The sequence below is a fragment of the Caballeronia sp. Lep1P3 genome (assembly GCF_022879595.1).
Taxonomy (GTDB): Bacteria; Pseudomonadota; Gammaproteobacteria; order Burkholderiales; family Burkholderiaceae; genus Caballeronia.
Genome location: NZ_CP084267.1, coordinates 232,390 through 243,846 on the forward strand (window position 1 = coordinate 232,390; position 11,457 = coordinate 243,846).

At 66.5% G+C, this 11,457-nt stretch carries 10 protein-coding genes; 5 read left to right on the top strand and 5 right to left on the bottom strand.

Annotated elements, in window-relative coordinates:
* Positions 1–96 precede the first annotated feature (96 nt).
* From LDZ27_RS21615 to LDZ27_RS21625, 3 genes are read right to left on the bottom strand one after another with little or no spacing between them, the layout of a single operon-like run.
* On the bottom strand, positions 97–1,134 hold the full coding sequence (locus LDZ27_RS21615) for a ribose ABC transporter permease (protein ID WP_244817837.1): 1,038 nt from the start codon (positions 1,132–1,134) through the stop codon (positions 97–99).
* Between the two features lie 30 nt (positions 1,135–1,164).
* On the bottom strand, positions 1,165–2,733 hold the full coding sequence (locus tag LDZ27_RS21620; RefSeq protein WP_244817838.1) for a sugar ABC transporter ATP-binding protein: 1,569 nt from the start codon (positions 2,731–2,733) through the stop codon (positions 1,165–1,167).
* Positions 2,723–3,982 (bottom strand): ROK family transcriptional regulator, encoded by a 1,260-nt coding sequence (locus LDZ27_RS21625; RefSeq protein WP_244817839.1) that lies wholly within the window; start codon positions 3,980–3,982, stop codon positions 2,723–2,725. Before LDZ27_RS21625 ends, LDZ27_RS21620 begins: the two co-directional genes overlap by 11 nt.
* Positions 3,983–4,230: 248 nt before the next feature.
* Between LDZ27_RS21625 and LDZ27_RS21630 the strand changes: the two genes are divergently transcribed.
* Positions 4,231–4,737 carry a GAF domain-containing protein gene (locus LDZ27_RS21630; RefSeq protein WP_244817840.1) on the top strand — a complete coding sequence of 169 codons (507 nt, stop codon included), beginning with the start codon at positions 4,231–4,233 and terminating at the stop codon, positions 4,735–4,737.
* Between the two features lie 68 nt (positions 4,738–4,805).
* Positions 4,806–5,780: a substrate-binding domain-containing protein gene (locus tag LDZ27_RS21635; protein ID WP_244817841.1), complete on the top strand. Its 975-nt coding sequence runs from the start codon at positions 4,806–4,808 to the stop codon at positions 5,778–5,780.
* A gap of 20 nt (positions 5,781–5,800) precedes the next feature.
* Here LDZ27_RS21635 and LDZ27_RS21640 read toward each other — a convergent pair whose 3' ends face one another.
* Positions 5,801–6,985 carry a fumarylacetoacetate hydrolase family protein gene (locus LDZ27_RS21640; RefSeq protein WP_244817842.1) on the bottom strand — a complete coding sequence of 395 codons (1,185 nt, stop codon included), beginning with the start codon at positions 6,983–6,985 and terminating at the stop codon, positions 5,801–5,803.
* A 119-nt stretch (positions 6,986–7,104) separates the two neighbouring features.
* Between LDZ27_RS21640 and LDZ27_RS21645 the strand changes: the two genes are divergently transcribed.
* The gene (locus tag LDZ27_RS21645; RefSeq protein ID WP_244817843.1) at positions 7,105–7,851 is read left to right on the top strand and encodes an IclR family transcriptional regulator; all 747 of its coding nucleotides are present in this window, start codon (positions 7,105–7,107) and stop codon (positions 7,849–7,851) included.
* On the opposite strand, the gene LDZ27_RS21650 is transcribed toward LDZ27_RS21645, so the two are convergent.
* Complete coding sequence (locus LDZ27_RS21650) at positions 7,834–8,331, bottom strand: universal stress protein (protein WP_244817844.1); 498 nt, start codon at positions 8,329–8,331, stop codon at positions 7,834–7,836. The two genes, LDZ27_RS21645 and LDZ27_RS21650, sit on opposite strands and share 18 nt — an antisense overlap.
* 344 nt (positions 8,332–8,675) lie before the next feature.
* On the opposite strand from LDZ27_RS21650, the gene LDZ27_RS21655 reads away from it, so the two are divergent.
* A complete protein-coding gene (locus LDZ27_RS21655; RefSeq protein WP_244817845.1) occupies positions 8,676–9,869 on the top strand; it encodes an HlyD family secretion protein in 1,194 nt (397 codons plus the stop codon).
* A gap of 4 nt (positions 9,870–9,873) precedes the next feature.
* Entirely contained in the window at positions 9,874–11,457 is a 1,584-nt protein-coding gene (locus LDZ27_RS21660) for a DHA2 family efflux MFS transporter permease subunit (protein ID WP_244817846.1), read from the top strand.

Consider the following 11,457-nt stretch of genomic DNA (forward strand, 5'->3'; position numbering starts at 1 on the left):
CGAGCGCGATGCTCGCGAATAACGTGTTGTGCTTGCGCATTGTGTGTCTCCGGTGAGTTGTTGGTCTTGATTGCTGCAATGGTCTTTCGAAAGACATCAGGTGCGCGCCGAACCGCGCTGGCGATAACGGTCGAGCGCCACCGCGCCGATGATGACGAGCCCCTTGATGATGTACTGCCAGATGTCGGACACGCCGAGCAGCACGAGCCCGTTGGACAGCACCGCGATGATGAGCGCGCCCACCAGCGTCCCGACGATCGACCCGACGCCGCCGACGAAACTCGTGCCGCCGAGAATGACCGCGGCGATGGCGTCGAGTTCGTATGACTGCCCGAGTTGGAGTCCGTTCGCCGCATAGAGCCGCGCGGCGGACATCACCGCGCCGAGACCCGCGAGCAGGCCGGACATCGCGTAGACGAACATCTGGATGCCCCACACCTTGATGCCCGAGAGCCGCGCCGCTTCCGGATTGCCGCCGACCGAATAGATGCGCAGGCCGAGCACCGTGCGCCTCAGAATGAACCACGAGATCGCGACGACGGCGAGCGCGATCACGACGAGCCAGGGCACGCCGAGAATCGTATCGTTGCCGATGAACGCGAACGGCAGTTGCGGATTGAAGATGGTCGTGTCGTGCCCGATCAGCCGCGCGATGCCGCGCACGGCCGTGAGCGACCCGAGCGTGACGATGAACGGCGGCAGTTTGAGAAGCGCGATGAGCGCCCCGTTGATGACGCCGAACGCGAGCCCGACGCCGAGCGCCGCCGGCACGCCGAGCCAGCCCATGCCTTGAAGGTTCGATGCGAGCAGCGCCGTGACCGCCGCCGCCGACAGCACCGAGCCGACCGACAAGTCGATGCCGCCCGTCAGAATCACGAAGGTCATGCCCGCCGCGAGCACGATGTTGATCGACGCCTGCTGCGTGACGATCGACATGTTCTGCAAGCTGAAGAAGCCGTCCGTCACGATGCCGAAGCCGATGCACAGCAGAATCAGCACCGGCAGCATGCCCGCCGTGCGCATCAGCACCTGCATGCGCTCGCGATGCTCGATGCGGCGTTGCCGCTGCGTCGCGCTGTCCGCCTTTGCAACCGGCGCCGCGCCCGTGTCGTGGTGTTTCGTCGTGTTAGCCATCTCTGTCTCCGAATGTTTCTTGAGCCGCCTTCAGGCGGCCTGACCGAGCGCGGCGCGCGAGCCGGTCGCCAGTTCGATGATCCCTTCCTGCGAAATCGGCTTGCCGGAATGCCCGCCGAGTTCGCCCGCGATCTCGCCTTCGCGCATCACGATCACGCGATCCGCCACGCCGATCACTTCCGGCAGCTCGCTCGAAATCACGATCACGCCGACGCCCGAGCGCGCCAGATCGTTGATGATTCGATAAATCTCCGACTTGGCGCCGATGTCCACGCCGCGCGTCGGTTCGTCGAGGATCAGCACTTCGGGCTTCGTTTCCAGAAGGCGCGAGAGCAGCACCTTCTGCTGATTGCCGCCCGAAAGCGCGCCCGCGTTCACGCGCTGATTCGGCACGCGAATCGAGAGCGCGGCGATCGCGTCGCGCGCCCGCGCATTGCCGCGCGCGATGTCCATCACGCCGGCTTTCGAATCGCGCCCGGCGACCGCGACGTTGATGTTGTCGCGCACGCTCATGTCGAGGAAAAGCCCCTGGCCCTTGCGGTCCTCGGTGAGATAGACGAGACCCGCGTCGATCGCGTCGCGCGGCGTGCGCAGCGTGAGCGGCTTGCCGTGCATCGACACGTCGCCGCGCGTGCGCTGTTCCGCGCCGAAGATGAGGCGCGCGAGTTCCGTGCGCCCCGCGCCGACGAGTCCCGCGACGCCAAGCACTTCGCCCGCGTGCAGATCGAGACTGCATCCGCGCACTCGGCTGTCGTCGGCGATATCGCGCACGGATAGCACGACGTGGCCCGGATCGTAGGGCGCGTGCTCTTTCTTGTAAAAGCCGGAGATGTCGCGGCCGACCATCATCCGCACGAGGCTTTCGGCGGAGAGTTCGTCGCGCATCAGCGTGCCGACGTAGCTGCCGTCGCGCAGCACCGAGACGCGGTCCGACAGTTCGTAGATTTCCGCCATCCGGTGACTGATATAGATGATCGCGATGCCTTCCTCGCGCAGTTGCCGCACGAGTTCGAAGAGGCGGTCCGTTTCGCGCGAAGAAAGCGGCGTGGTCGGCTCGTCCATCACGAGAATGCGCGCATGGGCATGCACCGCGCGCGCGATTTCGACGAGTTGCCGCTCCGCGATCGACAGGTCGCCGACGAGCGTATGCGGCTTGAAACTCGCGCCGAGCCGCTTCAGAACGTCCTCGCAGCCGCGCTCCATGCCGGGCCGGTCGACGAGCGCCCATGCGCCACGGCCGCGATGCAGCTCGCGCCCGGCGTAGATGTTCTCGGCGACCGACAGGTTCGGCGCGAGGCTCAATTCCTGATAGATGACGGCGACGCCGAGCGCGCGCGCGGCGAGCGGCCCGTCGATGACGACCGGCTTGCCGTCGATGAGAATCTGCCCGCCCGCGTCGGCCTGATACGCGCCCGAGAGAATCTTCATCAGCGTGGACTTGCCGGCGCCGTTTTCGCCCATCAGCGAATGCACTTCGCCGGGATGGACGGCGAGGCGCACGTCGTTGAGCGCGCGCACGCCCGGAAACGTCTTGCTGATGCCGCGCATTTCCAGAAGCGGCGTGCGCGGCTCCGACGAGCGCGGAGAATCATGCGGCATGGTTCACCTCCTGCGGTTTGACACCCGCGCCGCGATCCAGCCGCACGCGTGGCGAGAAGTTGAAGAACATCGGCAGCGTGGCCGCGCCGATCGCGCCCGCGTCGGGGCCGAAGGTGCCGCGCACGAGTTCCGGCGTGCCGCGCGCTTCGGGCGCGTTCGCGGTCATCGTCGCGGATAGACGCTGTATCAGCCGGTCGAGCAGGCCGCCGTCGATATCGGCATCGAGCACGACCATCGGCACGTCGAGCACGCAGAGCATCGCGCGCAGGGCGGGCGCGAGCGCTTCGATGCAGTCGTCGATCCATTCGTCGACGGCCGGCAGACGCCGCTCGATGCACGCCTGCACGTCGATGCGGTTGTCCGCCGCCGCGCCGCTGTGGTGCAGATGCCGCACGAGCGCATTGAGCGACGCGCGCGACAGCAGGATGTCCCACTGGCCGGGCGGCTGCGGCGCGGACGGCAGGCGGCTCGGCGGAACGGGCATCACGCCGATGTCGCCCGCGTTGCCGGTCGCGCCGCGCAGACAGTCGCCGTCGATCGCGACGCCGCCGCCGATGGCCGAGCCGAGAAAGAGATAGACGAAGTCGTCGCAGCGGCGGCCGTGTCCGTAGAAGAGTTCGGCGGTCGCGGCGGCGTTGCCGTCGTTTTCGCTGAAGACGGGCAGCGCGAGCGCGCGCGAGAGCGCGTCGGGAAAATCGGTCCTGTCCCACGCGCGGAAAGTCTCGGCGCTGGACGTGTCGGCGCTCACGCCCAGTTCGCGCAGCCAGCTCCCGAGGTTGTACGGCTGCGCGACGCCGATGCCGGTGAGCCGGTCGCGTTCCGCCGCCGACAACAGCGCGAGCATGCCTTCGATGTCCCGCTGGACGATTTCCAGCACGACGGACGGATGCGGCAGCACGCGGTCGAGCGCACTGCGCGCGAGCACGTCGCCCGCGAAGTTGACGAGCACCGTCTCGATGCTCGTGCGATCGAGACGCACGCCGATGCCGAACGCGCCGCGCGGATCGAGCCGCAAGAGCGACGCCGGCTGGCCGCGCTGACCATCGAGGCGGCGTCCGGTGTATTCGATCAGTCCCGCCTTGCCGAGCGAATCGACGATGCTGCCGACCGCCGTGCTCGTCAGATTCGCGTGCCGCGCGAGATCGGCCTTCGACGCCGGTTCCGTGCGGCGCAGCGCCTGAAGCAGCAGACGCTCGTTGTATCGGCGCACGGATGCGGGATTGCTGCCTCTGCCGCTCGGGTATTTCACTTGGTCTGGCTCCGAATCGACCGCGCCGTGCTCGTCGCGGGATTAATTAAATCAAGTTGATTTATTTAAGAACGACGGCGCGGCGATGTAAAGCAGGGAGAAACCCGAAGCGGCGGCGCCGCGCAGCGTTGTCGCGGGGTGGCGCGCTTTCACACTAGGCAAGGCGGCTTGCAGTCAGCTTTCGCGGTTCGATAAAAGCGTCCGCGCCGGCGCTGTGCTAACGTCGAAGGTCACTTCGAGACGCCGCCATGTTTTCGCTTTCCTCTACGAGTCACGCGGGCAAGCCCGCGCAATACGACGACTTGCTGCAGCAGGCCCGCTCGCTCATCGGCGACGAGGCGGATTTCATGGCGAACGCGGCGAATTTCGCGTCGCTCGTCTATCACTCGCTGCCGGAGTTGAACTGGGCCGGCTTCTATCTCTTCGATGGCGACGAACTCGTCGTCGGGCCGTTTCAGGGAAAGCCCGCGTGCGTGCGGATTGCGCTCGGGCGCGGCGTCTGCGGAACGGCGGCGCAGGAACGGCGCACGCAGGTCGTGCCGGACGTTGATGCGTTCCCTGGCCACATTGCCTGCGATTCGGCGTCGCGCTCGGAGATCGTCGTGCCGCTCGTCGCGCGCGACGGCACGCTCATCGGCGTATGGGATGTCGACAGCCCCGCGCCCGGCCGCTTCGACGACGAAGACGCGCGCGGCATGGAAGCGCTGTGCGCGGCGTTCGTCGCGCTCGCGTGGGAAGAGCGGGCGCAGCGCTGAGGCACGCCCGGTCGCGAACGCTGCCGTCCGTCTACAATGAGGCGACCGTCGATTCCGACCCGCCTTCGATGAAAAGCCTTGCCCGCCGCCGTCTGCTCACCGCATGCGCCCTGAGCGCGTGCGGGCTCGCGTCCATGCGCCGCGCCGCCGCGCTGCCGGACAAGGCGAGCGTCGCGCTCGTGATGAAATCGCTCGGCGATCCGTTCGTCGCCTCCATGATCGACGGCGCGAAGAACTATCAGCGCCACTACGCCTCGCAACTCGACCTGACGACGCACGGCACGTTGACCGACAACGACGTCGCGGGGCAGACGCGCATCATCGAGGCGCTGGTGAAGGCGAAGGTGGATGCCATCGTGATCGCGCCGACCGATTCGAAATTGCTCGTTCCGGTGGTCGCGCAGGCGATTGCGGCCGGCGTGCTCGTGATCGCCATCGACAATCCGTTCGACGAAGACGCGCAGGAAGCGGCCAACGTGACGATTCCGTTCGTCGGCCCGGACAGCCGGCGCGGGGCGCGGCTCGTCGGCGCCTATCTCGCCTCGAAGCTGAAACCGGGCGATGAAGTCGGCATCATCGAAGGCCCGCCGAACGATCGCAACGCGCAGCAGCGCACCCTCGGCTTCAGGGAAGCGATGTCGGCGGCGCAACTGCGCGTCGCGGCCATCGACACCGGCGACTGGACCGCGCCGAGCGGCAAGTCCATCGCGCTTCAGATGCTCTACGCGCGCCCGACGCTGCGCGGCCTGCTGTGCGCGAACGACAACATCGCGATGGGCGCCATCGACGCTATCCGCATCTCGGGCAAGAAAGGGCGCGTGCTCGTCACCGGCTACAACAACATCGACGCCGTGCAGCCGTTGCTCGACAACGGCAGCATGCTCGCGACCGTCGAGCAGTTCGGCGCGCGCCAGGCCGTGTTCGGCGTCGATGTCGCGGTGAAGGCGCTCGTGGAGAAGCGCCGTCAGCGGGACTTGTCGCCTTATATGGAAACGCCAGTGCAGGTGGTGACGCGCGAGAAGACCCGCGCGCCGCGCGCCTGAGCTTGAGCCTGAGCCTTAATTCAGGCCGCCGCGCCGAGCAGCCCGCGCGCGGCGAGATTCCGGTATAGCGCGCGCACGCCGAAGGTCCACGGCTCGATTTCCGTCGAGAGCCGCACCGTGTTGACGAGCGCGCCGAGCGTGGGCGTCGCGATGGTCACGACATCGCCGAGATGGTGCGTGAAGCCGCCGCCTTCGGTGTCGCGGTCCTTGATCGGCGAGAACATCGTGCCGAGGAAGAGCACGAAGCCATCCGGATATTGATGATGCGCGCCGTGCGTCTGACTGACGAGATCGGCCGGATCGCGGCTGATTTCGCTCATGTGGCTCACGCCTTCGAGCACGAAGCCGTCGTCGGCGCCTTCGATTTTCAGCGACAGGCTCGCGCCGCGCACGGTGTCGAGCGTGAAGCCTTCGTCGAAGAGGCGCACGAACGGGCCGATCGCGCACGACGCGTTGTTGTCCTTCGCCTTGCCGAGCAAAAGCGCGCTGCGGCCTTCGATATCGCGCAGGTTTACGTCGTTGCCGAGCGTCGCGCCGACGATCTCGCCGCGCGCGTTCACCGCCAGCACGATCTCCGGCTCCGGATTGTTCCATTGCGATGTCGGATACAGGCCGACGTCCGCGCCGAAGCCCACCGACGACATCGGCTGCGACTTCGAGAACACTTCGGCGTCCGGCCCGATGCCGACTTCCATGTATTGGGACCACGCGCCGCGCCGCTCAAGCTCCGCCTTCAGCTTTTGCGCGCTTTCCGAGCCGGGCTTGATCTTCGAAAGATCCGCGCCGATCAGCTTGTTGATGGTGTCGCGCACTTCCACCGCCTTGCTCGCGTCGCCGCCGGCCTGTTCCTCGATCACGCGCTCGAGCAGGCTCACAGCGAACGTGACGCCGCACGCTTTCACCGCCTGCACGTCGCACGGCGCGAGCAGGCGCGCGCCGCCGGTCGCGCCGTCGAGCGTCGCCTGCAGCAGATCGTGCACGCTGCCGATGCGCTCGCCCTCTGCGTTCCGGGCGATGTCCAGCGCGTCGGGGCGATCGAAGAGATCGGCGGTGGTCGGCGCGGCGCGCGTGATGTCGAACACTTCGCCATTGCGCACGGCGACGACGGCGGGGCCATCGACCGGGGCGGGGCGCCATACGCGGCCGATCAGCACGGCATCGGCGAGGTCGTCGGGCAGGCAAGAGGAGACGTTGACGTTTTGCATGAGTTCGAATGGCGGCGGAAGGGAAAACCGATCGTAGCCCGCGACCCGAGCGCTGTCCATTGAGTTGATTATTTATCCAACCTATTGGAATATCGTCGATTCAACATGTGAAGCCGCCAATGGAAAAAGCCTACGACGTCCCCGCGCTGCGACGCGCCAACGACATCCTCGAAACGCTCGCCGACGCCGCCAGGCCCGTGCGCGCCGCGACGCTCGCGCAACGCACCGGGCTTTCGCGCAGCACGCTCTATCTGATGCTCGAAACGCTCGCGCGCATGCAGTGGATCGAGAAGCGCGACGACGGATATGTCGTCGGCGTGGGACTGTTCGAACTGGGAAACGCCTACGTGCGCCACGACACGCTGCAGGCGGCGTTTCGCGAAGGCGCGGGCGCGTTCATCAACCAGCACAACGAAGTCGTGCAGCTCGCGGTGCTCGACGGCGTGCAGGTGGTCTATGTCGCGCGCGAGGACGCGCATCGCCCGGTGCGGCTCGTGTCGGACCTCGGCTCGCGCTTGCCCGCGCATTGCTGCGCGCTCGGCAAGGCGCTGCTCGCGAGCCTTCCCGACGACGCCGTGATCGAGCGCCTGCCCGAACGCCTCGAAGCGGTGACGCCGCGCACCGTGACGCGCCGCGCGGCGCTCGTGCGCGAACTCGCCGCGGTGCGCGCGAGCGGGCTCGCCATCGAACGCGAGGAAGTGGCCGAAGGGCTTGCATGCTTCGCCGCGTTCGTCGGCGAGACGCCCGCGGGCAAGCGCGTCGCGGTATCGACGAGCGTGCCCGTCGGACGGCTCGACGCCCGCCGCGAGAAGCAGATCGCGATGGGCATCGTCGAACTGGCGGCGCACTTACGCGACGCGCTCTGATACCGCGACTTCCGCTTCCGCCTCCGCTTCCGGCTCTGCGCGCGCGTGCGTCGCGATCAGCACGTCGCAGTGTGTCTGACCGCAGACGACATCGCGCAAACGCTCGGCGCGATGCGGCCAGCCGGACTCCGTTTCGCCGCCGAGCACGACGAGATCGGCGCCCGAATCGTTCGCCGTCTTTGCGATCACTTCGCCGATGCTGCCGCCAGCCGGCAAGGACACGCTGATGCCGACGCCGTCGATGCCCGCGCGCTCGATCATGCTCACGCTGTAGCGCATGAGCGCGCGCGAGTGTTCGTCGATGAGCGAGAGCGTGTCGCGCTGATTGCACTCGCCGGTGTCCACCGCCCACCACGGCGTGCGATCCACCACATGCAGCGCGGTGAGCCGCGCGTTGCATTCGCGCGCGCGGACGATGGCGGTGGCGAGCGCGCGGTGGCTCAGGCTGGTGCCGACTGCAACGAGAATGTGCCTGTACATGATGACCTCCGATGAGAGTGCGTCGTATCGGAACGATCGACGTTGGAAGCCATGTTCGGCCGCCAGAGTTAGCGGCGAATGAGAGCGCGTGGAAGTTTTGCGCGACGCTTATAAAGCGTACCCGCCGTCAGATGCCATCGCGCGGCGCCGGCGCGCGCGCTTTCGTGCCAGAGCGCACGCGCGTTCGGTTCGCGGCCGATGCGCGCCTGTGAGGAATGGGCCTTGCTTCCGGTCTGCGCTCGAATGCCCCGAGTCCGGCGCCGCTGCCGGCAACATCGCAAGTCCAGATCACGCGCAAGTCAGCCCGGGATTTCGCCCGGCGTCCAACTCGACAGCGAACGGTGATGTCAGACCGAAACGATACTCACGACGACGCACGCGACGATACCGCGAAGGACGGCGGCGAACGCGCGCGGGCGCATGACGGCAAGAACGCCGACGAAAAGAACGGCGACGAAAAGAACGGCGACGAAAAAGACAACGGCAAGAACGGGCGCAAGAAGCCCGGCAAGAAGCCGTTGATCATTCTCGGCATCGTCGTGGTGGTGCTTGCCATCGGCGCGTCGATCTGGTGGTTCATGACACGCAATCAGGAAAGCACCGACGACGCCTACACCGATGGCGACGCCGTCACCATCGCGCCGAAGGTATCGGGCTATGTCGTCGCGATGAACATCGACGACAACCGCTTCGTGCACAAGGGCGATCTGCTCATCAAGATCGATCCGCGCGACTATCAGGCGCAGCTCGATCAGGCGACCGCGCAGCTCGGGCTCGCGCAGGCGCAGCTTCACGCCGCCGACGTGCAGCTACAGGTCGCGCGCGTGCAGTATCCCGCGCAGCTCGCGGAGGCGCAGGCGCAGGAGTTGAGCGCGCGCGCCAGTCTCGCGCAGGCGAGCGCGGCCTACGAGCGCCAGCGCACCGTCGATGTGCGCGCCACGTCGCAGCAGAACATCGACGCCGCTACCGCGCAGCAAAAGAGCGCGCAGGCGAACGTCGCTCAGGCGCGCGCGCAGGTGCGCACGGCGAGCCTCGTGCCGCAGCAGATCGCGCAGGTGGTCGCTTCCGTGCAGGAGCGGCGCCAGCAAGTGCGGCAGGCCGAGGCGCAAGTCGAAGCCGCGCAACTGAATCTGTCGTACACCGAACTGCGCGCGCCCGCCGATGGCTGGATCACGAAGCGCAATGTGCAATTCGGCACGTTCCTGCAAGCGGGCACGTCCATTCTCACGCTCGTCACGACGCGCGTCTGGGTCACGGCGAACTTCAAGGAATCGCAGCTTGCGCGCATGCATCCGGGCGACAAGGTCGATATCGACATCGACGCCTATCCGGGCCTCGACCTGCACGGCCATGTGGACAGCATTCAGTTCGGCAGCGGCTCGCGCTTCTCCGCGTTTCCCGCCGAAAACGCGACCGGCAACTTCGTGAAGATCGTGCAGCGCGTGCCGGTGAAGATCGTGATCGACAGCGGCATGAAACCGGGAACGTCGCTGCCGCTCGGGTTGTCGGTCGAGCCGACCGTCATGCTGCGGCACTGAAGCCATGAGCGACACGACCGAACCCGACCACAGCGGCTGGAAGCCGAGCGCGAATCCGTGGCTCATCGCCGTGGTGGTCACGCTCGCGGCGTTCATGGAAGTGCTGGATACGACCATCGTGAACGTCGCGCTGCCGCACATTTCCGGCACGATGTCCGCGAGCTACGACGAAGCGACGTGGACGCTCACGTCGTATCTCGTCGCGAACGGCATCGTGCTGCCGCTTTCCGCGTATTTCTCGAAGATTCTCGGGCGCAAGCGCTACTTTCTGATCTGCATCGGGGCGTTCACCGTCTGCTCGTTTCTGTGCGGCATCGCGACGAATCTCGGGCAACTGATCGTCTTCCGGATTCTGCAGGGCTTCTTCGGCGGCGGACTGCAGCCGAGCCAGCAGTCGATCATCCTCGACACCTTCCCGCCCGAACAGCGCGGCCGCGCGTTCTCGATCTCGGCGGTGGCGATCGTCGTCGCGCCGGTGCTCGGGCCGACGCTCGGCGGCTGGATCACCGACAACTTCACCTGGCGCTGGGTGTTTCTGCTGAACGTGCCGGTCGGCGTGCTGACGACCATCGCGGTGATGCAGTTCGTCGAAGATCCGCCGTGGGAAGAGCGCCAGAGCCACAAGGACGTGGGCATCGACGCGGTGGGCATCGGCCTGATCGCGCTCGGGCTGGGTTGCCTGCAAGTGTTTCTGGATCGCGGCGAGGACGAGGACTGGTTCTCGTCGAACTTCATCGTGACGTTCGCGGTGCTGGCGGCGATCGGCATCGTCGGCGCAACGTTCTGGCTTTCGTATGCGAAAAAGCCCGTCGTCGATCTTCGCGTGATGAAGGACCGCAATTTCGCGCTCGGCTCGGCGGCGATCGTCGGGTTCGCGTCCGTGCTGTACGGCAGCGCCGTGCTCATTCCGCAGCTTGCGCAGCAGCAGCTCGGCTACACGGCAACGCTCGCGGGCCTCGTGCTCTCGCCGGGCGCGCTTCTGATCGTGTTTCTGATTCCGGTCGTGAGCAAGCTGATGCTCGTCGTGCAGACGCGCTTTCTCGTCGCGTTCGGCTTCTTCCTGATGGGCTGCGCGCTGATCTATTCGCATCGTCTGGTGCCGAACATCGACTATCGCACGCTCACGATGATGCGCAGCGCGCAATCCGCGGCCATCGGCTTTCTCTTCGTGCCGGTGACGACGCTCGCGTATCTGTCGCTTCCGAAGTCGATGAACAACGATGCGTCCGCGCTCTTCACGATGTTCCGCAACGTGGCGGGGTCGGTCGGCATTTCGCTCGCCACCGCGATGATCCGCGAGCGCACGCAGGCGAACATGGCGCATATGGTCGAGCATCTGACGCCGCTCAATCAGCCGTACAACGACACGGTGCAGCGCATCGCGCGCACGCTCATGGACACGGGGCAGACGATGTCGCAGGCCATGACCGCCGCGACCGGACAGATGTACAAGACGCTCGTTTCGCAGGCGACGATCCTCGCGTATCTCGACGTGTTCGCCGCCTGCGCGATCTTCTCGTTCCTCTTCATTCCGATCACGTTCTTCTTCTCGCCGGTGAAGGCATCCGGCAAGCCGGGAGGACATTGA